Annotated in this window: 15 protein-coding genes; 1 reads left to right on the forward strand and 14 read right to left on the reverse strand. The window is 42.9% G+C overall.

Annotated elements, in window-relative coordinates:
• Positions 1-38: 38 nt before the first annotated feature.
• The 6 genes from sov to BLS32_RS01520 all read right to left on the reverse strand — a co-directional run bounded on the left by sov (position 39) and on the right by BLS32_RS01520 (position 16,430).
• Positions 39-7,451: a T9SS outer membrane translocon Sov/SprA gene (gene sov, locus BLS32_RS01495; RefSeq protein WP_371860009.1), complete on the reverse strand. Its 7,413-nt coding sequence runs from the start codon at positions 7,449-7,451 to the stop codon at positions 39-41.
• A 36-nt stretch (positions 7,452-7,487) separates the two neighbouring features.
• Positions 7,488-8,069: a Holliday junction branch migration protein RuvA gene (gene ruvA / locus BLS32_RS01500; protein ID WP_091391538.1), complete on the reverse strand. Its 582-nt coding sequence runs from the start codon at positions 8,067-8,069 to the stop codon at positions 7,488-7,490.
• A 65-nt stretch (positions 8,070-8,134) separates the two neighbouring features.
• The gene (locus BLS32_RS01505; protein WP_091391539.1) at positions 8,135-10,438 is read right to left on the reverse strand and encodes an NADP-dependent malic enzyme; all 2,304 of its coding nucleotides are present in this window, start codon (positions 10,436-10,438) and stop codon (positions 8,135-8,137) included.
• A 141-nt stretch (positions 10,439-10,579) separates the two neighbouring features.
• Complete coding sequence (locus BLS32_RS01510; RefSeq protein WP_091391540.1) at positions 10,580-12,445, reverse strand: trehalase family glycosidase; 1,866 nt, start codon at positions 12,443-12,445, stop codon at positions 10,580-10,582.
• A complete protein-coding gene (locus BLS32_RS01515; RefSeq protein ID WP_091391541.1) occupies positions 12,435-13,655 on the reverse strand; it encodes an MFS transporter in 1,221 nt (406 codons plus the stop codon). Before BLS32_RS01515 ends, BLS32_RS01510 begins: the two co-directional genes overlap by 11 nt.
• Before the next feature lie 141 nt (positions 13,656-13,796).
• Positions 13,797-16,430 carry a TonB-dependent receptor gene (locus tag BLS32_RS01520; protein WP_091391542.1) on the reverse strand — a complete coding sequence of 878 codons (2,634 nt, stop codon included), beginning with the start codon at positions 16,428-16,430 and terminating at the stop codon, positions 13,797-13,799.
• 165 nt (positions 16,431-16,595) lie between these two features.
• On the opposite strand from BLS32_RS01520, the gene BLS32_RS01525 reads away from it, so the two are divergent.
• Positions 16,596-17,639 (forward strand): LacI family DNA-binding transcriptional regulator, encoded by a 1,044-nt coding sequence (locus BLS32_RS01525; protein WP_091391543.1) that lies wholly within the window; start codon positions 16,596-16,598, stop codon positions 17,637-17,639.
• Here the strand turns inward: BLS32_RS01525 and queG are convergent.
• The 8 genes from queG to BLS32_RS01565 form a co-directional block, all read right to left on the reverse strand.
• Positions 17,636-18,562 carry a tRNA epoxyqueuosine(34) reductase QueG gene (gene queG / locus BLS32_RS01530; RefSeq protein WP_091391544.1) on the reverse strand — a complete coding sequence of 309 codons (927 nt, stop codon included), beginning with the start codon at positions 18,560-18,562 and terminating at the stop codon, positions 17,636-17,638. The genes BLS32_RS01525 and queG overlap by 4 nt on opposite strands.
• Before the next feature lie 166 nt (positions 18,563-18,728).
• Positions 18,729-20,075 carry a cytochrome P450 gene (locus tag BLS32_RS01535; protein WP_091391545.1) on the reverse strand — a complete coding sequence of 449 codons (1,347 nt, stop codon included), beginning with the start codon at positions 20,073-20,075 and terminating at the stop codon, positions 18,729-18,731.
• A gap of 10 nt (positions 20,076-20,085) precedes the next feature.
• Complete coding sequence (gene ruvB / locus BLS32_RS01540; RefSeq protein ID WP_091391546.1) at positions 20,086-21,108, reverse strand: Holliday junction branch migration DNA helicase RuvB; 1,023 nt, start codon at positions 21,106-21,108, stop codon at positions 20,086-20,088.
• A gap of 37 nt (positions 21,109-21,145) precedes the next feature.
• A complete protein-coding gene (locus BLS32_RS01545; protein ID WP_091391547.1) occupies positions 21,146-21,451 on the reverse strand; it encodes a GNAT family N-acetyltransferase in 306 nt (101 codons plus the stop codon).
• The gene (locus BLS32_RS01550; protein WP_091392348.1) at positions 21,451-21,747 is read right to left on the reverse strand and encodes a GNAT family N-acetyltransferase; all 297 of its coding nucleotides are present in this window, start codon (positions 21,745-21,747) and stop codon (positions 21,451-21,453) included. Before BLS32_RS01550 ends, BLS32_RS01545 begins: the two co-directional genes overlap by 1 nt.
• Position 21,748: 1 nt before the next feature.
• Positions 21,749-21,976 carry a (4Fe-4S)-binding protein gene (locus BLS32_RS01555; RefSeq protein WP_091391548.1) on the reverse strand — a complete coding sequence of 76 codons (228 nt, stop codon included), beginning with the start codon at positions 21,974-21,976 and terminating at the stop codon, positions 21,749-21,751.
• A 90-nt stretch (positions 21,977-22,066) separates the two neighbouring features.
• Positions 22,067-23,881 carry a cytochrome c oxidase subunit I gene (locus BLS32_RS01560; protein ID WP_091391549.1) on the reverse strand — a complete coding sequence of 605 codons (1,815 nt, stop codon included), beginning with the start codon at positions 23,879-23,881 and terminating at the stop codon, positions 22,067-22,069.
• Between the two features lie 27 nt (positions 23,882-23,908).
• A complete protein-coding gene (locus BLS32_RS01565) occupies positions 23,909-25,117 on the reverse strand; it encodes a cytochrome c oxidase subunit II (protein ID WP_091391550.1) in 1,209 nt (402 codons plus the stop codon).
• Positions 25,118-25,120 lie beyond the last annotated feature (3 nt).

Raw genomic sequence — 25,120 nt, forward strand, 5'->3', positions numbered from 1 at the left:
GTAAAGTTTCGCAGGATGATTTTAAAATGTTTTTTGTTTTAATTTCCAAAGTTATACCTCAGCGTAAATCCGGCACGAATGTTCGTGATTGGGAATGATGTAGAAATCACCGCTTTCGAGAACGAATGATCGTAATAGAAAATCGCCGTCAGGTTTTTACTGAACGAATAATCTGCCGTTAATTTCGCCGACCATAAATTTTGTCCGCCAGACAGCTGGTTGTTGTTGTAATCAAGGTAACGAACGATAGTTTCGCTGTTTCTGTAAGACACATCGGCTTTGAGGTTGATGTCGCTTTTGATAACACCAGACGGATTGTCTGCCATTTTTGACGAAATGATGACGTCCTTGATACGGTATCCAAGTCCTAGTACATACTCTACACCTTTTACTTCTGTCAGCAAGTTGTTGTCAAAACTCATCGACATGGCGCGGTCTTTTTTCATTTCAGCAAGGAATTTGATCGAGTTTTTCAACTCAAAATCCACACGCATCAACGGATTAAACTGTTCTACCAAGTTAATATTCGAGATGATTGTTTTGTTGTATAAATTACCGCCAGCATCCACATTAAGCTTGCGTTCACCCGAAATTGCATCATTCACATAACCGCCTTGTCCTTTGTCGTATTCAAAATTCGAACGGAAGGCATTGATCGTATACGACGCTTTATAACTGTTTTGCAATGAAAAACGCTTGAATTTGTCTTTAAAGAATTTATAACGCATCAACCCGTTGTATTTTATCGTCCAGTTTGGAATCGGGATGTCGCGGAACGCTTTAAGCGAAATCCCCGAAGCATCGTCTCCTGCTTTTCCACTCACAGCACCGGTATAAGCTGCAAGGAAAGAAGGCAGCAACACCGCCTGGTTGTTTTTTCCAAAACCAATCGGGTAGCCCTGATTTGCAATGTAAATATCACGGTTCGCATATCTTGGATCGAGCGGATCGGTTGGAATCGGGTTTGCGGCATCACCATATCTTGGTACGTTTCCGGCACCATAGAACGAATCAGCAAGGCGGTTTGCGATAATTATCCTGTTGTTTTTTAAATCCTCAAAAGCAGAAGAATTGATTTCATCGCTGGTTTTAAATGCTGTTTTTAGCATCACCGTTGTGATCGAGAAGTTACCAAAACTGTAGGGCGACCTTGAATTGTATTGGCCCGTTTCAGGATCCACATCATACTGCTCTGAATAATTATCGACATACGTACGATCGGCATTTAAATCGATTTTAAAATCAGGAAACAAATCGACGCTTGCCGTCATATTCAGTGTTTTGCTCGTGATTTCAGTATAATTCTGGTTGAAATCCTGATAGGTCGTCAGCCAGCCTCTGCGTGCCGCTTCGTAACGCACATCATCCTGGGATCCAAAAATAAACCCTAATGTTGGTTTAGAACTTCCAAAGAAACCAAGGCCTTGAGTGAAACCTGGAAGTACGGTTCCGTCGTTCTGTGTATAATTTACCTGGATGTTTTTCACACTGGTTAATATGCCAAGCAAACCGTTTACAAATATATTCCCGTTGTTTGTTGGCTCAACAGCCGTATTCGTGATTTTCTCACCAGGCTTAGGTGCCACAACAGGTTTTGCAGGCGCTTTTTTGGTTTTTTTGGTTAACCCGACGTATTTATAAAACGCATCCATGTTTAGGGTCGTATTCAGTTTATGCGAAGCCGCATTCTGGATCGTATTCCCTAAATCATATACTACGCCATCAATCGGGATTTGCGAAAGCGCCATCGAAGCCCTTTGCCAGCTGTAATCCCCGGTGTAAGAATAAGTCGATTTGATGAAACTAAATACCGGAATTTTATTGATCGGCAAATCGTAATTCAATACAAATTGCTGCGTGTGCTGGTTCGGGTCACCGATGTTAAAGTAATCGTCCCAGATTCCGATCGTATTGTCGGGCTCATTATTTTCATTCAGATAATTCCGGATGATGTTGCTCGAAGTCGCCGTGTAATTGATCTTAAGCGCCTTGGTCAGATTGTAATTGAATCCGTATTGGTAGTTGAAAAGGAAATTTCTCCTGTACAAAGCATCTAACGGCACACCTTCAACATCAACCTGACGGAAGGTTTGTTTGTTGTACTGCCTGATAATATTCGTACTGAATGAAATATTCGACGGCAGGTAATTGAAATTGAAATCACTCAGCAGCTTCCAGTAGTCGCTTTTCTTCATGAATTTGTATTTCTTCAACGGTTCCAACGGTTTTGGCTGAAAGGTAAACGCATAATCTACAGTTGTGTTGACCTGTTGGTCGCGAAAACTTTCAATTTCAAAATTATGGCGGTTCACTTCATTGTATGAATGTGAGAACGTAAGATTTTCCGGATCATAAATGTGTTGTTTCTGATCTGGCGCCCTTTCTTTTCTTACTCCGATAAAGTTGATGCTTTGGCGTTTTGTATAATCGATCGCCCGGTCTTTGATGTTTTTTCTTTCAGCGGCATCTTCAGTAACATCAAGCAACTGATCGAGTTTGATATCCTGGTTGAACGGATCATATTCCGGCGTAATCGTCTCTTCCCCGATCGCATAATTAAACGGAAGCGTAACACCCCATTTCTTAGGAGCCAGTTTGCCAAGGTTCAGGTTTGTAACGATGTTGTACTGCTGCAAATCTTCCCTGCTTCTTTCATTCGGGCCTTGCTCAAGTGTTCCAAAACCGACCGTACTCATTTTTCCGGTTGCAGAAATCGTCGCGAAATCGGCAATATTACCGTCGATATTCACCACTGCAGCCATACCGCCTTTGTTGTCCATGTCTGCAATTCGAAGCTCATTGAACCAGACTTCCCCTTTTACGGCACGCGGCGGCGGAACAACTCCGTCAGGATAAATGCCGTTGACCGTATTGTTTTTCATACCGATCATCAGCGTACGCACAAGCCCGAAATTAGGATTACCCCTGATTCCGATCCTGAGTTTATTCGGCCTTGAATTGTCAAGTTCATTTTCGCCCATGAAAAATATTTCCTGTGGTGCGAAATCGTGCTTTTGTGATAAGATTTTAAGTTGTGTCAGCAAGGCCAACGGCACATCGATATTATTGGCTTCAGGCCAAACGATTTCCGGGATGGATGCGCCTTCCGGAGTAACTTCAAGCGGAATTTCGATCTGGTAAAAGTTCTCTGTAAAGTCATTTCCAAAACGGATGAAAGCTGCCATTTCGTTGTTTCTCAAACCGGTACCGCTTACCGTTTCTTCTGGAAGCGCTTCGGCATGGATGAACATTTTTAATTTTTTGAACTGGCGCATGTCGACGCTCACATTCTTGAAAACCGCTCTTGAATCTCCGCCTAACGGCCCTTCTTCGAGTCCGGTTCCCGCAATCCTGAGCGCAAGCGCCTGCTCATTTTGCGGAATCACTGTATTGTTGTTGTACAATTGCTCACGCACCACGCCAGGAGGCGAAACGTATTTTACCGGAACCCTTTCACTGTTCTCTTCAATATTTACGGTCTGTACATCAAAATCTGTCGTATCAAGATTGTTGTCGGCCGTAGTTTCATTCGGATCTAAAGTATTCGTATACCTTCTCCATTCGCCCCTTACAAGATCCAATGCACCGAAGCGCACGGTGATTTCTTTGCTAAAACCGGTCATGAACATCCTCATAAAACGGATCGATGTAAAATCTGAAATCGCACCTACTTTATCTTCAAACTGTGAAATCGGAATTTTAAACTGGATCCATCTTGCCGGAGTCGTTTCCCCGTCAGACGCACCCGGAGTCGAACCGATAGTCGGCAACACACTCGTAACATAAGGCGTTACGCCCACATCCATGCCCGGAGCCACTTCAATATGGTATTCATAATACGCGTTGAGCTCATCCATCGTATTGTCACGGTTGATGTCTTCCACATCAGGCAAAGTTGTGTTTCCCCTGTTGTTATCGGTCACATTTACAGGTGAATTTCCCTGCAATCCGTTGTAATTTTTATAACGTGCCAAAACACCGCCTGTCGTTTCTGCATTAATGAAATACTGGTAATTGTCGCCTGCCGGATCTGGAAGCCCTGCAAAAGCTGGATATTTCGCCGCTTCTTCTGCATCTGACAATCCGTCGAGACCAACATCCTGGATCTGCCTGTTGCCTTCGCTGGTATCAAATGCGTAAACCAAGGATTGCGACCAAGGGATTTTCCCCCAGATGGTTGGTGTAAATTGCGCCTGGTTGTCGCTTGTTTGCGGCAAGCCGTTTTCAAACATTTTCTTTCCGTCTTTCAGGATGTCTTCAGAAATCGAACCCAAGTTGAAATAGATTTTACCCGGATTGTTCATGTCGTCTGTAGTCACACCTCTTCCAATGTATGGATCAAGCATCCAGAACTGAATGTACTCTACATTGGATTGTTCAAAGTTTGTCGAATTCAGCGCCCTCATGATTCCACCGAAATTATCCGCAGGATTAGGCAAAATTCCCGTTGCAGCAGCTGCCGGATTGAAATTGTATGGCCCTCTTTCTGTTGGATAATACGTTAAATCCAAAGTATTCACCACCTGAAGCTGTCCTGCTGCAATGGTTGTGTTCGGATAAAGCTCTTCGCTGTAAATCCTTCTGGTTTTGTTTAACGACAGATCATCGACCGAAATTCCGGATGGCCTTTGGGCATAAAATATCGGATCAATACTGTACCAACTCATTTTTGCCCTTTTGTATCCATAAGATAAATCGCCTGCATTTCCGCCAAAATCAGGATAAGCACTTGGACCAGCCGCGTTTTTTAATGGAGTCGAAGAAATGGTCCAGGCTGTTGGCGTCGTTAAATCGATGGTCGTTTGCGATCCTTCAAAATCATCTACATATAAGGTAGACTCGCCGTCAAACTGGTCTGTTTTTGGGGTATCTGGCTTTAGGAACGCCACTTCTCCCCTGAAAGAGAAATTGGAAGGCACATCGGTATCAATATTTGGAAGTTTGTTGACCATTCGGGTTAAGAAAGGCACTTCTGTAGAAAAATTGGTATTGAAACCATAAATCGAGTTGTTTACCGATTCCTGCCCGTAGCTCGATTTCTGTGTAAACGGCCTTTCGGTCATTTTTAAGAACGTAGCTCCAATAAGGAAATTTTCAGAGAATTTATGTTCGATGTTAATCCCCATAAATCTCCTGGTTTGCTGCCCGAAAGTCGAGTTGTTTTCAACAGAAACTTCAATTGGTGTGTTTGAAGCCTGCAATGCCGGATCCAAAATCTGTACACGGCCAGCCTGATAATTCACGCTGTAATCAACACCTTCCACCAAAACGCGTCCGCCTGCCGTTACCACTACTGAACCTTTTGGAACGTTGAAAGCGCCAATCGGAATTCCGTCGCCGCCTGAAGATTTGAATTTACCCCTTAACTGGTATTTGTTTTTCTCACTATCCTGCAAAGCCTGCGCCTGCGTTTTTCGGTACAAACTCTGGAAAACATATTTCCGCTGGTTTGCATTGTACAAGGCATCCGTACCTGAATAATCTTCCAGCGGGCTCAGCCTTAATTTTTCGAAAATCACTTTTCCGAAAGGCTCTACATTCGTAAAGATCAAGCGTCCGTTTTGCGTATCGACAGTCAGTCCCGGAAGGAAATCAAAGAAACCATCACCGCCGGTTTGCGGGTCATTGTTGTAGTTAAGTTTATCGACATTGAACACTTTTAGCAACGGTGTTTCCGATACCCTGTTTTCCAATCCAACATTATTTCCTGGAACCTGATCGGGAAATTGCGTTCCCGGAACCGGACTGATGTAATTCAGCGGAGACGGATCTGAATACAAAATATTAAACCTGAAATCTTCCTGTTCCAACTGATAAGCACCCGGAATCTGGTAGATATTCTTCATCATAATGTTCCAGATTGGTGCATCAACATTGGTCAGGTTGCTTTTCAGCAATTTTAAAACAAGTGTTTGGGTTGTGATGCTTTCGGGCTGGCCGGTTTCAGGATTTGTTGCCCCTGCCTGGGTCGCATCTACACCGTCATTTCCAAATTCACCTACCTGATACACCTGGTCACCGATCGTATATTGGTACGCGACGGCTAAAATTTCATCATTGGCCAGTTTTTGCTGCAACGAAATGTAACCCAACTGCGGGTTAAACGTATATTCATTCGTATTTAATTTTCTGGCATTTTCCAATTTGGAATAATCCTGTCCTTCCTGGGCTGCTGTAATCGGATCAAATCCGCCCGAAGAAACGTTTGCAGTAGAAATTTCACGGATCTGCGGCTTCAAATAACCGGTTCCTGTTGTGATCCTCGCCGGGTCGTATTTGTTGTTTTTATTGTCAACCGGCGCGTCTGTTGGCGTCGTCAAAAAGAAGTTGTTCGCGATTGCCGCCGGGGTCAGGATAACGGTTTTATTGATTGGCACATCTGATAACTGTGCTTCACCTAAATCCTGCAAGGCAATGATATTACGCAAATTGTTGTTGGTCGTACTAATGCGGTTCTGGCGGTTGGTGATCCAGACTTCCATCCTCGTGATCTGAACCCTGCTGTTGATGAACGGATAACGCGCCAGCGAGGTATCGTATTTGTCACGGAAATATTGCGACAGGAAAAAGTGGCGGTCGGCATCGTAATCAAGTGCAAACATGTCGAAATCCTGAATGGTCGCACCTCCTTCAGCCGTTACGGTTTTGGTTTGTGATTTTTGTTCGGAGAAAATTCCCGTTACCGTTGTTTTTCCAAACTGCAATTGCGCTTTGACCCCGAAAAGGCTTTGCGCCCCGCGGATCAAGGAACTGTTTAAGGGCAGGCTCACGTTTCCGACTTCAATTTTCTGGATGATGTCGTCTTCGGTTGGCGTATATTCTAATTTAATTAAATTCTGAAAAGCAAACGTCGATTCGGTGTCGTAATTTGCATTGACCGACAGTCTTGTTCCTACTTTTCCCTGAAGGCTCATGCTGATTCTTTGGTCAAAATCGAATGTCGTGCTGGTGCGGTTTCGTGGCGAAAATGCCGGATTGTCCTGCTTCGTATAGCGCATTCCGAGGTCAATTTCGACCGAACCCGTTGGTTTTACATCAATGGTATTGCTTCCGAAAATCGATTCAAAAAACCCTGAATTCACATAATAACGCGGCAATAAATCTTTTTTGGCTTCTTCGGCTCCGGTTTTTTTGCCGTCGATCGCATCCGATTTCTTTTTGAAGTAATTGCGCATGGCCTCACGCTGAACGAGTTGGTCGTATTCTTTTGGTGTCAGGATAATCGGGTAATTGATATTGAATCCGTCCACGGAATTCGTATACACATAACGGTCGGTCACCGGATCATATGTATAAGCTTCAAGGATGCTTGGCGGATTGTTCATTTGCAGCGAGCCAACTGCGTATCCTGTTTTTACAGAATCAGGCACTTCCTCATCTGTTTCATTTACTTGTGCCTGAAGGCCGATGCTAAATAGCAAAAACAGTGATTGCACACTGATTTTCAAGATAGAACCGATTTTTTTTGAGTAAAATGTTTCCAACTATTATAAATTTTTTAAAGCCTGTTTGATAATTGATTCTACAGTCGCATCGGGCGTTTCCCTGGCAATTTTTTCAACTGCCTTTTCTGCTAATTTTTTGTTAAAGCCCAGCACTTCCAAAGCAGATAACGCTTCATCTTTATTTGTATTGCTTTGTGACATTGAAACTTCGTCGAGATCGTACACTTTTAACACTTTATCCTTTAAATCGAGGATGGCGCGCTGTGCGGTTTTGGTTCCGATTCCTTTAATGGATTGTATGGTCGCAAGGTCGCCAACTGCGAGCGCCTGTATGATTTGTTTTGGGTCTAATGAAGACAGCATCGTACGCGCTATTCCGGCGCCAATTCCGGAAACAGATAGCAACATCTTGAATATTTCACGTTCCGATTTTTCGACAAAACCAAACAATGTATGCGCATCTTCTTTGATTTGCAAATACGTAAAAAGCCGGATGTTTTCACTTTGTGGAAGCAACGAATAAGTATGCAATGAAATGTTAACATGATACCCTACGCCACCGCAGTCAATGACCACTTCTGTAGGTGTTTTTTCGATTAGTTTGCCCTGTAAATGTGCTATCATTGCTTTGTTAAAGTAATCCCAAATATAGCAAAAAACTTTAATTGGGATGATTCTTACGGATTTGGTTAGAAATTAATGTCTAGATTTTTAAGGCGTTTGTGCTTTTCCTGGGCGTCAACGACTGCTACAGCTGCCATGTTCACCATTTCTTCAACGCTTGCCCCTAGCTGGAATATGTGTACGGGTTTTTCCATTCCAAGCATAATTGGGCCAATAGAATCTGCGCTGTACAGCTCTTTGAGCAATTTATAAGTAATGTTTGCCGATTCGAGGTTTGGAAAAATCAGCGTGTTGACTTTCTTTCCTGCGAGTTTTGAAAACGGGAATTTTGCTTTCAGCATGTCGGCATTTAATGCAAAATCAGCCTGGATTTCACCATCGACTATTAAATCCGGGTAATATTTGTGCAGATAAGCCACAGATTCCCGCACTTTCGTAGCATTCGGATCAGCCGAAGATCCAAAATTCGAAAACGAAACCATCGCAATCACCGGTTCCATCCCAAACATGCGAACCGTTTTCGCCGTCATCAGCGCAATTTTCGCAAGATCATCGGCAGTTGGGCTTGGATTGATCGCGGTATCCGATAAAAACATCGGGCCACGGTTCGTCATCATCATATTCGTAGTCGCGATAATCGAAATGCCTGGCGCTTTTCCGATTAGCTGCATCATCGGCTTGACCACCGACGGATAACTTCTCGAATAGCCTGTCACCAAAGCATCTGCTTCGCCTTCATTGACCATCATCGCGGCAAAATAATTGCGTTCGCGCATCCATTTTTGGGAATCCAATAGTGAAATGCCGCGTCGTTGTCTTGATTTCCAGAAAATCTCTGCATAACGCAGCCTTCTTTCGTCTTCTTCTTTTGTTTTCGGATCGTAAATCGGCACGTCAACATCAAAGCCTAATTCTTCTTTAAGCTCAAGAATGACTTCGCGATTTCCGAGTAAAATGGGCAAACCAATGCCTTCTTCCATGACGATTTGCGCGGCTTTTAGTACATCCAAATGGTCTGCTTCAGCAAAAACTACGCGTTTCGGTTCGGTTTTGGCACGGTTTGTAAGCAAACGCACCATTTTATTGTCTGATCCTAATCTTTCGAGCAGGTCTTCTTCATATTTTTCCCAATCATGGATTGGATGCAACGCGACTCCAGATTCCATTGCTGCTTTTGCGACTGCAGGCGCAACCATGGTGATCAAGCGTGGATCGAATGGTTTCGGAATGATGTATTCACGCCCAAAAATCAGTTTCGTTTCTCCGTAAGCGATATTGACCTGTTCCGGCACCGATTCCTTGGCTAAAGCTGCAAGCGCTTTTACCGCCGCCATCTTCATTTCCTCGTTGATTTTCGTCGCACGCACGTCAAGCGCACCGCGGAAAATGTACGGAAAACCGAGAACGTTGTTCACCTGGTTTGGATGATCGGAACGCCCGGTGGCCATGATAATATCTTTTCTCGTTGCAATTGCAAGGTCGTAATCAATTTCCGGGATTGGATTCGCCATTGCAAAAACAATCGGATCGTGTGCCATGCCTAAAAGCATTTCAGATGTCATGATATTTCCAGCAGAAAGTCCGAGGAAAACATCGGCATTGACCAGCGCTTCTCCTAAATTCAGGTTTCGGCTCACGTCTTTTGAATATCGTTTTTGCAGCTCCGACAAATCAGAACGGTCGTTTGAAAGTACGCCGTCTTTGTCGAACATGATAATATTTGCGGCTTTTACGCCCAATAAAATATACAAATTGGCACAGGCCAAAGCCGCAGATCCGGCACCTGAAACCACAATTTTAACTTCATCAATCTTTTTGTCTGCCAATTCGAGCGCGTTCAGCAACGCTGCTGACGAAATGATCGCCGTTCCGTGCTGGTCGTCGTGCATGACCGGAATATTCAGTTCTTCGACCAAACGCCTTTCGATCTCAAAAGATTCGGGCGCTTTGATGTCTTCAAGGTTGATTCCGCCGAAAGTGGGTGCAATATTTTTTACGGTCTGGATGAATGCTTCGACATCTTTGGTTCCAATTTCAATGTCGAAAACGTCAATATCTGCAAAGATTTTAAACAACAAACCTTTGCCTTCCATGACTGGTTTTGAAGCTTCCGGGCCAATGTCACCAAGTCCTAAAACCGCTGTTCCGTTGGTAATTACAGCTACTAAATTTCCTTTGGCCGTATATTTATAAACGTTGTTGACGTCTTTTGCGATTTCGAGGCAAGGCTCTGCAACTCCCGGAGAATACGCCAGTGACAAATCCCTTTGAGTGGCATATTTTTTTGTTGGCACCACCTGGATTTTTCCCGGTTTTGGTTTGGCATGGTATAATAGCGCTTCTCTTCTTTTACTGTTTCTGTTGTCCATTGGAGCTTTTTTTATTCCGACTTACAAAGGTAAAAGTCTGGGTGTAATTAGGAAATTTTTAACGGTTAATCTTTGAAAGAAATCGCCATCCGATAGCTGTAAAAAAGAAAAACCGCAACTTTCGAAGCGGTTTTTCTTAAATTAATCAAATAATTCATCGGGATCTCTGAGTTCGTTGAGATAAGCAATGAAATTTTTATTGAGAATGCTCAGGCCAAATTGATACGATGCATTCATCCAGCCAAAACCTTCGTCTGTAATGTAATCGAATTCGGTTCCTACGTTTCCGTATTCTGCGAAAATCTTGTGCGAATTGGTTTCGAGGTCAAATTTTTCGGGAATCGTTCCGTTGTATTCGACCGCGCTTTTCGTGATCAGCCACAGCCAGCGGTAGATCATTTCCTGTGCCACATCGTCAAAACCATAATTCAGCAAGCCTTTCCACAGCAAAATCTGGTGTGGCGACCAGCCAAATGGATAATCCCATTGTCGTACCGGCGCATTTTCATCGATATTTTGGATCGCATTTTTAGAACTTCCTGCGATTCCGCCTTTCATTTTAAATTTTGGGAGCGTTTCGGAAACAAGTTTCTCGGCCTGTTCGGTCGTGCACAATTTCGCCCAAAGCGGATAAAAAGTTGTTGCTGCTTCAAAATGATGCGCTTCTTTTTTGACGAAATTGTAATCGAAATAAATCGATTCGGATGCATTCCAGTTCAGTTCGTTGATCTTTTCCTTTCGGAATTGTGATTTCTTTTCCCAATATGCCGCAGAGTGAATGTGATTTTCATCCAATTGAAATGCGTTATCGAAATATTTTCCGATCAAAAAAGCAATGTCTGTTTCATATTTATAAAGCAAACTATTGACGGCAATCGTATTCAAATCGGCACAAATATCCACGAGACGGTTTGTTGTATCATGGCCGCTTTCGCGCATGCTGCGGTCGTGAATAAAATAGGCATCAAGTTCGGGATCGGTGATTTCGCGCTCTAAATATTTGGTTTCAAATTCGCGTAATGGAATATTATATTTCAAAGCATATTGTTCGAGAATGTCATCAAAATGTCCGGGCTCAACCTCAAACGGCAATCCGATTCCTTCGGCTTTGTATCGGTTTAAACCTGAATCTGTGAGGCGTTTCCCGAGTTGCATCCAAACTGTTTCATATTCTTTGATCGCCGTTTTGAGATGGCGTGAAATCCAGTTTTTATCGGCATCTTTCTCGGCAATGTCCATAATCAGCGACGTGTAAAGTGGCGGCTGTGTTCTGGTTAAATAATAACTGCGGTTTGCATTTAAGATTTTTCCGTAATGGTCGATCTGGTATTTGAAGTTTTCGGCAATGTCTTTGGCTTCGGATATTTTTCCGTCGGTAATCAATCCGAGTGCAATGAAATAACTGTCCCAGCCATACATTTCGTTGAATCTTCCGCCAGGAACCACAAAAGGAACGCCTTTGATTGTGCCATTTTCTTCTTTTAAAGCCAATGCCAGAATTCCGGGTTTTTTATTGATCGATAATGCAAATTCAGATGTGATTTCTACCGGAAGCTGAATTACTTTTAATTTTGGCGTGGTTGCTTCGAGTTTTTTGAAATAATCGTAAGCCAGATCGTCGGTTGCGGGCACATATAAATATGCCACCGGATTGTCGATTTTGTCGTCTTCTATGATTTTTTTGATTCCGGCTTCGTCAATCGTACGCGTCAATCCGTCCCAATAATAATCTTTGATTTTTCTTGAAATTCGGGAAACCGGTAATTCGGTTATATTAGAAAGGTCAATTTCAGTAGTTTCCAAGTTGCTTTTTCTGGCCAAAGCCAATTCCTGTAATAAGTTTGAAAGCTGGTACGTTCCTTTGATGACAGCCACATTTCCTTCGGGATCTTCTAGCAAAAACCGTTTTGGACCTTTGTCGTCGATAGTGATTTTACGGTCGCCGTCAGTATCTTCCTGTGCGAGCAGCTTTTGGAGCGTGTTGTGGATATGCAGGTTAAATTTCATTTTTCGCAGTTAATTTTTTCAATATAAAAAAGGCGATCAGCAGCAGCGACATCGGAATTAATGTAAAATAAAACGCATTTTCCGGGCCTTGGTTTTTAAAAAGCCAGCCGATTGTTCTTGAGCCTAAAGTGCCGCCGAGCGCTGAAAAGACAACGATCAATCCGGTCATTGGGCTGTGGAGCTTTTTGGGAAGCGCACTTAATACGACCGAATTCAGCAACGGATAAATCGGCGCAATGAACAAGCCTACGAGCGGAAACGCAAACCCAATAAGCGGAATATCGCGCAAAGAATGAATTTCTTTTACCTCCAAGCCGACTGTTTTTGGCAAAATAAAAATTACGATTAACATCGCACTCACGATGCAAAATGTGAGCACCCAGATCCAGTTGATTTTTTTGGTTACGATTCCGGCCAAAATTCGCCCTGCCGCCAATGAAATCGCGAGTATGCTGGCCATCATGATGCTGATGTTTTCGGGCAGGTGCAATACTTTTGTGTTGAATGTAGGCAGCCAGGACATGATTCCCTGTTCGATCATCACAAATAAAAATGCACTGATGACGAAAATGACAATCAGCAATTTTGCGAGCAATTTAAACATCTGAAGAAAATCATCGACGACGTTTGCTCCGGGAATTTCTTCGGGCTTTTCGAATTTGGTAAACAGTAAAAATGCAAATGACAAAAGCGACAATGCGGCTAAAAGCCAATAAACATTCAGCCACGAATTCGGGTCGTTGTCGTTGTTGAAAGCAGGAAACAGGAAATACGCCAGTGCAATCCCGATCATGAACACGCCTTCGATGCTGCTCATTAAAGCGTTGTGCTCTTTCTGGTTTTCGGTCACGTTTCCGATCATTGAATAGACCGAAACCTTAATCAGTGCAAACGAAACGCCGACGGTTGCAAAGAGGATTTTCGCTGTATCGAACGAATTTCCGAAATACATCGCAATGCACGCGACTGAAACCAGAGCCAATCCGGTAAGCATTGCTTTTTTGTATCCGATCCTGGGCAAAAACGACGCAATGAAAAAAGATACGATCGCAATCGGCATGTCTTTAAACGCTTCGAGTATGCTGGCCTGGACTTCATCGACACCAAAATTTTTCTGGGCTTTCAGGATTACGATCCCGACGCTGTTCAGCAAAATCGCGAAGACGAAATAATTCAGGTAAAGGGAAATCTTGATTCCGAGGTTTTTCATGGATTTTGGGTGTGTTGCTAGCGAACGGCAATCTTAAATGTAATAAATTCAATTGGGTTTTAAAAATAAGGCTGCCAGAGCGAAGATGACAGCCTTTTCAAAATTGCATAAAATATTCAACTAACTCAACAAAAAATAACTTTAGAAACTAATGGCTACTGAAGCACGGATGGCGCGGCCTAAAATTGGCCTTGCCATAAATACATCGCTTGATGATGATCCTGTTGATCTCGGATCGCCTTCTGTTAGACCAATTTCGTTGAAAAGGTTTGATCCGTCAACTGCAAAACGCAGGTTGTTGATTTTGTAGGTCAAACCGGCCCCAACTTCCTTGAAAGCAGGCAAAACCTGTTTGTTGTCCTGATTCGTGAATTTTTTATCGAAGTACGAAAACTGTACGTAAGCTGCCAATCCTTTGTATATATCGACTTCCGGACGCAACTGGCAGAAGAATTTCGGGATGCGGCGTGCCTGGTTTCCGTTGTAATCAAACGATCCGTCAGTTGAAACATAATTATCATATTTTGGATCCTGATAGGTCATGTTGACGTTCATTCTTGCTTTTCCAAGATTTACATTTCCTTCGAGTTCAACTCCGATGTTTTTGATATCCGCGAAAGCGCCTTCAGAAGTTCCGTCAGAAAGAATATCTGAAAAAGGAACATTTTCAAGATCCATGTGAAAGAAATTGGCATTGACTAAAAACATGGAATTTGCATATTTATAACCCAATTCCAATTGTCTGACATATACATTTTTCAATTTGCTCAAATCTTTGGCATTGTCGTAAAATGATTCTTCAATTGGCGACCTGAAACCATTGCTGTATCTGGCGTATGCAGCGGTGTGATCTGTAAATTTATAATTGACTGCAAGTGTTGACGACAATTCTTCGGCATTGTATTTCCAGAAAGTATAAGGCGCCCCAACGATGGTTGTTACCGCGTCATCAGCCGTATTGTTTGGCAATATACCGAGGTTTTGCGAGTTAAAATTGGCGTGGTCGCGGTAGCCGCTGTAACGGTTTACATCGTATCTCAATCCGGCATTTACTGTTAATTTATCGGTTGCTTTGATTTCTGCGTCAAGGTAAAAATCGTTCAGAACACCTTTGGTTTGCGCGTCTCTTTCAAGCCAGGTAATTCTTTCAACACCGTTGTAAGTGTGTTCTTGCCCGGTTACATTGTCGTGAACATTGAGCAATCTTGGGTTGTCGCTTACATTTACAAGGAAAGAATTCCAGTTCCAGTATTGGTTTGATTTCCAGTTTGAATAGTAATAACCGGCGGTTAATTTCACACGGTTTAAATCAAAATTAAAAGACAGGTTGTTGGCGAAATTCTGCATTTTTTTATGGATGTACCAAAGATCGGCACGCATGATCAAAGCGTTTGGATCAACCGTTTGTCCATTGTCAACATAAGAATAACCCAAATCTGACGCTCCGCCCAATCCCTGAACATCTGTAGCGTAAGCATCTTGCGTCCATGGCCCGCCATTTGGAAAAATTGCATTGTAATTGAGGTCAATATTCGTACTTCTGAAAGCATTTTTAACCGTTACTTTTTCAGAAACTTTCTTTTTAAATTCTGCCCCAATCGCATCCACTACCGGATGTACGCCGTCTTCGATATCGGTTTTGAAAAACCCGCCACCAAATTGTGGTACGTTCAGGTTTCTGTAAATTGAAGAAGTCAATGTTCCGTAATTCGGATCGAAACCATCGATGCCTTCGATTTTTCCGTTGTTGCTTTTGAGTGGAATTGGCAGATAAAACGTATTCCTGTCGTCTAATTTTTTGTAGAAAACCCGTAAATAATCGCCGTCGTCAAATTTATACGTTAAGTTCATTTTTATCTGACCGCCTTTATTGGCCGTAAATCCGGTATCTCTTACGCCATCATCTACACGGTAAAATCCACCAACGTTGAAAAATAATTTATCAGGAACCAATGCACCGCTTAAATTGACATCTGTACGAAACAAACCGTAATCACTCGTGGTGAATTTTACACGTCCCTGAAAGTCATTTTGTCCTGTTTTGGAAATAAAATTGATGATTCCGCCAGGAGCATTCGATGCGAAAATCGATGCCGATCCACCGCGAACAGCTTCCATTTTCCCGATTGTTTCGTCAATCCTGTAAAAATTATCGACATTGGCAAACTGCAAAGCGCCATCTTCAAAAACCGGCAAACCGTCTTCCTGAATTTGTACATATTCGTAAGCGCCCGCAGATGGGATTCCACGTGCAAAAAGGTTGTTCCCGATTTCCCCGCCCGAAGCTTCCACCACAAAACCCGGAATCGACTGCAATAAAGCTGCAGAACTTATTGGGGCGCGGTCTTCAATCGATTTGGCGCTCATTGTAGTGATCGCAACACTCGATTCGAGTTTACTTCTTGGCGCAGACGAACCGGTTACGACAATTTCATTTAATGCTTCAGATTCTACTGTGAGCATCAGGTCCTGAGTGAGATTCTGGCCTGAAGCTAATTCAATTTTTTGCTGAATGGTTTTAAAACCTACACTTGAAGATACAATTGTGTAACTTCCGGCATCAAGGTTTGAAAAAGTGTACACACCATTGGCATCCGTACTGGTATTTTTGGCGGATTCTTTAATGGAAACGTTTGCACCCGGAACCGTATTTCCGGCATCGTCAAAAATTTTCCCCGAAATGGATCCTTTGTCCTGCGCGAACATCAATACAGGCATGAAAACCAAAAAAAGCAGCAGCAATAAATTCCTGCCGTAAAAGTGAAGTTGTTTCATAATATTTTTGTTTGTTATTAATAATGAGTGATTATTATTGTAAACTTAACAAGATCTTAACGTCTAGACGAGAATTTCGCACCGAAAACGTTTTCGAAACCACCGAAAACGTTTTCGGAAAAATAAAATTTCTTAAAACCATCTAAATTTTATTACATTTATTTCATGAACGACACCAAACTCATAGACATTGCCGCCGCATTAGGCATTTCGGTTACGACAGTTTCAAAAGCGCTCAAAGGCTATTCAGATATCAGTAAAACCACGCGTTCCAGGGTTTTGGAAATGGCCGATACAATGAATTATCGTCCGAACGCCAACGCGGTAAACCTACGGACGAATGAAACCAAAACCATTGGCGTGATCATTCCTGCAACGGTACACCATTTTTTTTCGAGTGTGTTGAACGGGATTCTCGAAGAAGCCGAAAATCGTGGTTATCTCGTGATCATTTTGCAGTCGAATGAAAAATACGAGTTGGAGAAAAAACAGATTGCACTGCTTTTGCAGAAAAGGGTCGACGGCATTTTGATTTCATTATCGAATGAAACCGATGATTTTTCGCACATCAATGCAGCGATCAAAAACAATACGCCGGTTGTTTTATTTGACAAGATCGCCAAAATGGTCGATTGCTCGAAAGTCGTGATCAACGACCGGAAAGCGGCTTACGATGCGGTGACTTACCTGATCGAAAAAGGCTATAAAAAGATTGCGCACTTTCGTGGATCGTATGTTCCACAGAATTCGATCGACCGTTTTCTCGGATATAAAAAAGCGCTTGAAGACCGCGGAATTGCTTATGATCCGAGCCTGGTGTACATGTGTGACCACAATAGTGATTTTGAAGACGGTTATGTGTGTGCGAAAAAACTCGTTGAAGACCACAAAGATGTGGATGCCGTTTTTGCGATCACCGATCTGGTCGCGATTGGAATCATTAAATATTTGAATGAGATCAATATCAAAATTCCAGACCAAATTGCAGTTTTCGGGTTTAGCAACTGGTTTATGTCGACCGTAATTTCCCCGAAACTGACAACAATCGACCAGCCGGGTTATGAAATCGGGCATCGTGCCGCTTCTATTTTGATTGATGAAATCGCACAGATCAAAGAGCATCTTCCGGTAACGCACCAGATTGTGGAATTGCCAACACACATTATCGAACGCGAATCGACTTTAAAAACTGTTGAAGTTCCGGCTTAAGGTTTCAGGAAATCAATATTTCGTTGCAGTCCGCTGAGCTTCGTGCGCTTGACAGCTGAATTTTTGAACACGGCCTGAAACGTTTCTGCCGTGATTTCTTCCCAGTCTTTTTTAGACATGGACAGCAGTTCGGGATTCGGATTAAACAACGGTTCGCTGTGCGGTTTTGAAAAACGGTTCCATGGGCAAACATCCTGGCAAATATCGCAGCCGAAAGCCCACTCATCAAACTTTCCTTTCATTTCTGTTGGGATATTTTCCTTGAGTTCGATTGTAAAATAGGATATGCATTTGCTTCCGTCAACGACATAAGGCGCAACGATGGCTTCCGTTGGACAGGCATCGATACAGGCTGTACAGCTGCCACAATGATCGGTTACGGCGTAGTCATATTCTAGTTCAAGATCAACGATAAGTTCTGCAATAAAGTAAAAGGAACCGGTGGATTTCGTAAGTAAATTGCTGTTTTTCCCGATCCAGCCGAGCCCGCTTTTTGCAGCCCAGGCTTTGTCTAAAACCGGCGCTGAATCGACAAAAGCACGTCCGGAAACTTCCCCGATTTCATTTTGGATCGAGAATAATAATTCTTTTAGTTTTTCCTTGATTACGAAATGATAATCCTGTCCGTAAGCATATTTTGAGATTTTGTATGAATCGGGATTTTGTGTTTCCGAAGGATAATAATTCAGCAGTAATGAAATGACGCTTTTAGAATCTTCGACTAATAATGTTGGGTCAAGGCGTTTGTCGAAATGGTTTTCCATGTAGGCCATTTGCCCGTGGCTGTTCTTTTTGAGCCAGGCTTCGAGTCGCGGCGCGTCAGCTTCGAGAAATCCGGCTTTGGAAATGCCGCAGGACAGAAAGCCGAGGCGTTGGGCTTCGGATTTGATGAATTGTGTGTATTTCTGCTTGTTCTCGATCATGCTGCCGCAAAGATACAATTTGGTTCTCATTTCGATGCACTTGTCAGCGTTAGGGATGGAAGCGGCATCCTTTTGCGGCGGCGCGCAGCAGAGCCGCAAAAGATACAGCGGACAGCCCGGCCAACGGCAACGCCCAAAATAAAAACAATGCTTTTTGCCTTGGGAATTATCGTTTGGAAAAGACAACTTCAGCGCCAACAGGTTTTAAAGTAATCAGCGGGTTGACCTGAATGTCTGGATTTTGGGTGCTGATCGTGTATTTTTTTACAAGATGCGAAAGCGCCAGACTCATTTCATACATCGCGAAACCGGCTCCGATGCACATTCTTGGCCCTGCTCCAAACGGGTAAAAATATTGAAGCGACTGTTTTTTTTGATCGCCTAAAAAGCGTTCGGGGATAAAGGCATTTGGATTTTCCCAGTATTTCGGGTTTCGGTGCAATTCATAAAAGGACACGCCAATCAAGGTTCCTTTTTTGATGTTGTGGCCCAGCAGTTCATCGTCGGCGATATTTTCCCTATCGGTGATCCAGGCCGGTGGATACAGCCTCATGGATTCATTGATGACGGCATTTGTGTAAGGCATTTTCTGGAGCTGTTCGATTGGATCATTCGTTTCAGATTCGGTTGCGACCAATTCTGTATGGATTTTTTGTTGCACTTCGGGATGGTTTCCTAAAAGGTGCAACGTAAAAGTTAGCGCATTTGCTGTGGTTTCATGCCCTGCAATGAATAGGATTTTGATCTCGTCGATGAGTTGCTGCATGGACATAGATTCACCGGTATCTTCATACCGGGTTTCGAGCAACATGTCGAGCAGGTCATTTTGTTTGGTATTCGATTGGATGCGCTGCTCGACGATTTCCAGGATGATCGCGTCGCTTTCCAATGCCATTTTTTGATGTTTTTTGACTTGTCCGCTCCATTTAAACCACAGTGCTTTATAAGGCACGCGGATTTCCTTGATCAGGAATTCCTGGACTTCGCTGATGACTTGTTTTAGCCGGTTCATTTTTTCTTCGGTAGCCGAAAGGTGAAATAACGATTTTGCGACTACATTGAATGCCAGTCGGTTCATGACCGGAAATAAAGCAATCGTTTGGTCTTCCGGAAGGTTTTTTAATTCGGCAACAATCGTTTGCTGCATATTCTGAACGAGCTGGTTCATTTGCTGTTTGTGGAAAGCAGGCTGGATCAGTCGGCGTTGCCTGAGCCAAAAATCACCATTGACGGTCAGCAAGCCGTGGCCCAAATATTTAGAGATGAACTTGGTTTGCAGTTCCGACTTCTGGTAATTTTTTTGATGTTTTTGAAGCAAGTGTTGTGCAACTTCATTGTCCCTCGAAAGAATGACGTGTTTTGTTTTGCCTATCTTCAGTGAAAACGTATCTCCAAATGCGTCAAAATATTTTCTATGGAATGGGATCGGATTTTTGCGGATGCTTTCTGCGTTTAACAAAAAACGAACTATCGAAAGTTGTTTTGGATAATTGTAGTCCGTTTTTTGTGGCATAATTGCTTGTTTAAAAAAGTCCGCCCTGGATGTTGGTTTTGATTTTGCCTAAATGTTTGTATGCTTTTTCAGTCACTTCACGGCCACGAGGTGTTCTCATGATAAAGCCTTCCTGGATTAAAAATGGTTCATAAACTTCTTCGATGGTTTCGCTGCTTTCGGATACAGCTGTGGCCAATGTAGATAAGCCGACTGGGCCGCCTTTGAATTTGTCGATGATGACGGTGAGGATTTTGTTGTCCATTTCGTCGAGTCCGTGCGCATCAACGTTTAATGCTTTGAGCGAATATTTGGCGATTTCGATGTCGATTTTTCCGTTGCCTTTGATTTGGGCGAAATCGCGAACGCGGCGCAATAAGGCATTTGCGATACGCGGTGTGCCACGGCTTCTTCCGGCAATTTCGATTGCGGCTTCCATCGTAATGGGCATTTTGATGATTGCGGAACTTCGTTGGACGATGGTTGTTAGCAGTTCAGTATTGTAATATTGCAATCTCGATGAAATTCCGAAACGCGCGCGCATAGGGGCGGTTAATAATCCTGAACGTGTTGTGGCACCGACTAATGTAAACGGGTTTAAATTGATCTGGACGGTTCTTGCATTTGGCCCTGATTCGATCATAATGTCGATCTTGAAATCTTCCATCGCCGAGTATAAATATTCTTCCACGATCGGGCTTAAACGGTGAATTTCATCAATGAAAAGCACGTCGCGTTCTTCGAGGTTTGTGAGCAATCCGGCAAGATCTCCGGGTTTGTCCAATACCGGCCCGGAGGTGATTTTGATCCCAACACCGAGCTCGTTCGCCAGAATGTTTGCAAGCGTTGTTTTTCCTAATCCCGGCGGCCCGTGAAAAAGCGCATGATCGAGTGCTTCATTACGCATATTGGCTGCTTCTACGAACACTTTGAGGTTTTCGAGAATTTGGTCCTGGCCGGCGAAATCATCAAAAGACAGCGGCCTGAGTTTTTTCTCGAGGTCGAGTTCTTCTGAATTGTAGTGGTTGTTCGTTGGATCTAAATTTTCATTCATGGGGCAAAGATAGCCAAATTGATGGTTTGGGTGTGAATTACATTTGGTAGCCTTCGGATAAAAGCGAATGCCATTCGGCGTGGTTGTCGATATAATGCGCGACGAAAGAACACAATGGCATGACGGTTAAATTTTGCGTTTTGATGTGTTGTAATGTTTGACGAACGAGTTCTGAAGCGATGCCGTGGCCTTCAAATTCGGAAGGCACTTCTGTATGTGTCAGGTAAATTTTCATTCCTTCAATGGCATATTCGATTAGTGCAGTTTTTCCGTTGATGTCGAATTCGAATTGATTTTCGGCTTCGTTGATTTCGAGTTTACAATCTTTGATGTTGATTTCCATTAGCCGATGTTATAACCTTTTGCAAGGAGTGATTTCCATTCGGGATGGCGTTTGAGATAAGCGGCGACGAACGGGCACAAGGGTGCTAAAGTATAATTGTGGTCTTTGATGTAATGGAGCGTTTTTTCTACAATGTTCTTTCCAACGCCTTTGCCTTCGAGTGATTTAGGCACTTCCGTATGCGTAAGGAACATAATATTTTCATTATTTAAAATATATTCGACAAAAGCAATGTGGCCATCGACGTGCAGTTCAAATCTCTTTTTGTCTTCGTTAAGGATGAGTTCGTTTTCCATTTTATTGTTTTTGAGCATTTATATAAGTTGTAAGTGCGCCTGATGGGCATTTAAAAACCTGATCGATGATGTTTTGTGTGGATGCGGCTTCAGGCTTGATCCACGGTTTATCTTTGGGCTGGAATACTTTGGGCAATCCTCGGGCACAGTTAGCTGCGTGAATGCACAATTGCGGTTTCCATACGATGGTGACTTCGCCATTGGTATATTCTTTTATGGTTTCAATGATTGAATATTTTTAAGGATGACTTTATAAAAGTATGCATTTATCATCCAATAAAAAAGCCCTCCGAAGTGGAAGGCTTTATATATTTGAAATTTAGTGGTGCAATTGTTCTTCACCTTCTTTCATCGGGATGTGCTGAGGAACGAAATCTTCGTCATGTCCCGGTTTGCTGTAATCGTACGGCCATCTGTGTACTTCCGGGATTTCTCCAGGCCAGTTTCCGTGGATGTGTTCGATTGGTGCAGTCCATTCCAAAGTATTGGATTTCCATGGATTTTGAACGGTGCGTTTTCCGTAGAAAATACTGCTGAAGAAGTTATAAAGGAATACCAATTGGAACGCACCACCAATTAAGGCGAAAGTCGTAATCAGTACGTTTACATTCTGCAAATCGTCGAATAATGGGAAGTTGGTGTTTGTGTAGTAACGTCTTGGCAAACCGGCCAATCCGATAAAGTGCATCGGGAAGAAAACACCATAAGCACAAACTGCCGTTACCCAGAAGTGTACGTATCCTAAGTTTTTGTTTAACATTCTTCCGAACATTTTCGGGAACCAGTGGTAGATTCCGGCAAACATTCCGTAAAGGGCAGAAATACCCATTACGAGGTGAAAGTGTGCCACTACAAAATACGTATCGTGAACGTTAATATCAAGTGTACTGTCTCCAAGAATAATCCCTGTTAAACCACCTGTGATGAATGTTGATACCAATCCGATAGAAAATAACATCGCAGGATTTAACTGCAGGTTTCCTTTCCATAAAGTTGTGATGTAGTTGAACGCTTTTACTGCCGATGGGATCGCAATCAATAAAGTCGTGAATGTAAATACCGATCCAAGGAATGGATTCATTCCCGAAAGGAACATGTGGTGGCCCCAAACAATCGTAGATAGGAATGCAATCGCCAGGATCGACATGATCATCGCACGGTATCCGAAGATTGGCTTGCGGGAGTTTGTTGCGATTACTTCAGATGTGATTCCCAAAGCAGGCAACAATACAATGTAAACCTCTGGGTGTCCTAAGAACCAGAACAAGTGTTCGAACAATACCGGTGAACCACCTTGGTAATGCAATACTTCTCCGGCGATGTAAATATCAGAAAGGAAGAATGACGTTCCGAAACTTCTGTCCATGATCAGCAACAAAGCTGCTGATAACAAAACCGGGAACGAAACGATACCGATAATGGCTGTCACGAAAAATGCCCAGATGGTAAGTGGCAATCTCGTCATAGACATTCCTTTTGTTCTCAAGTTGATGACCGTTACAACGTAATTCAAAGATCCCATTAAAGAAGATGCAATGAAAATCGCCATAGAAACCAACCACAAGGTCATACCAGTTCCTGAACCTCCAATGGCTTGCGGCAAGGCGCTCAATGGCGGATAAATCGTCCAGCCTGCAGATGCCGGGCCAGCTTCAACGAATAATGAAGAAACCATGATTACACTTGAAAGAAAAAACAACCAATATGAAATCATATTCATGAATCCTGAAGCCATATCGCGCGCTCCAATCTGAAGCGGAATCAATAAATTACTGAACGTTCCGCTCAAACCTGCTGTCAGTACGAAGAAAACCATGATGGTTCCGTGAATCGTTACCAAAGCGAGGTAAATATCATTGGTCATCACACCGTTTGGTGCAAATTTATCTCCCAATAAGAAATTAAAAATCTTAAAAGATTCTTCAGGCCATGCCAACTGCATTCTGAAAAGCATCGACATTCCGACACCGATAACGCCCATGATAATACCTGTGATCAAGTATTGCTTGGCAATCATCTTGTGATCGATACTGAATATATATTTAGTTATAAAAGTATCTTTATGATGGTGTTCGTGGTCGTGATCGTGTGAATGGTCGTGATCGTGTCCGTGATCGTGAGCTACTGCTGACATATTGTTTACTTTAAATTTTCTTAATTTTTATTTTACCGCTACTGCTTTTGTTGGTGCAGGTTTTGCTGCCGCCGGAGCTGAAACTTTTGCAGTTTTTGCCGTATCCATCGGTTTTGCAGCAGTATCTTTAGAAGCTGGCGCGCCTTCAGCCGGAGCCGGAGCTGCATTTGCCGTTTTGACTTCTTCGATCAATGTTGGTTTTTCAGCCAGCCATTTTTTGAAATCTTCCGGAGTATCAACTACAATTTTCATTTGCATGTTGTAATGCGAAGCACCACAGATCTTGTTACAAAGCAATAAATAATCAAAGGTGTAAGGGTCTAATGCGGTTTCACCTTTTGCAACCAATTCGGCACTTTTTTTAGCACGAAGCTCGTTTATTTTCGCCACTTTTTCCTGCATGAAATCCATTTCGCGCATTTCGGCAGTGGTATAAATCGGTTCGAAAGCAAATTGGGTCACCATTCCCGGGACACAGTTCATCTGGGCGCGAAAGTGCGGCATGTAAGCAGAGTGCAATACATCTTGAGAACGCATTTTGAAAAGGATTTTTCTTCCTTTCGGTAAGTGCAGTTCAGAAACTACTTTATCATCCTGAGCGTTCGGATCGGCTAAATCAACACCTAAAGTGTTAACACCTTCAATGTATCTTACATTGGCTTTTCCTAAAACATCGTCTTCACCAGAATATCTTGCAGTCCATTTGAATTGTTGTGCGTACAATTCGACCACCATCACATCTTCTTCTTTTTCATTGACAAACATGATGTTAGTCCAGGCATACAATCCGTAAAGGATCAAACCGGCCAAAACAACTGCAGGGATTACGCTCCATACAAACTCCAATTTATCATTATCTGCAAAATACAATGCTTTCTGGTCTTTTTTACCTCTGTATTTGAATGCAAAATAGTGCAACAAAACCTGTGTAATGGCCTGAACGGTGAAGATCAGCACCCAGGTAATATTCATCAAATTGTCCACTTGCGCACCGTGAGCCGAAGCCGGTGTTCCAAGAATCAAATGGCTCCATTTAAACAAACCGAAGATGGTGAATACATAAATGAAGGTCAAAAAGCCAAACATCAAATATCCCTGAACATAATTATCATTATCATTAGCCACTTGTGAATTATCCGCATTGGCGCCCACCTGAGTCAGATCAAAAATCTTCGTCAATTGCCACAATGCAACGGATAATAAAACTAAAACTATAATTACCAACAAACTTGTCATCTG

The sequence above is a fragment of the Flavobacterium noncentrifugens genome, assembly GCF_900100375.1.
Taxonomy (GTDB): domain Bacteria; phylum Bacteroidota; class Bacteroidia; order Flavobacteriales; family Flavobacteriaceae; genus Flavobacterium; species Flavobacterium noncentrifugens.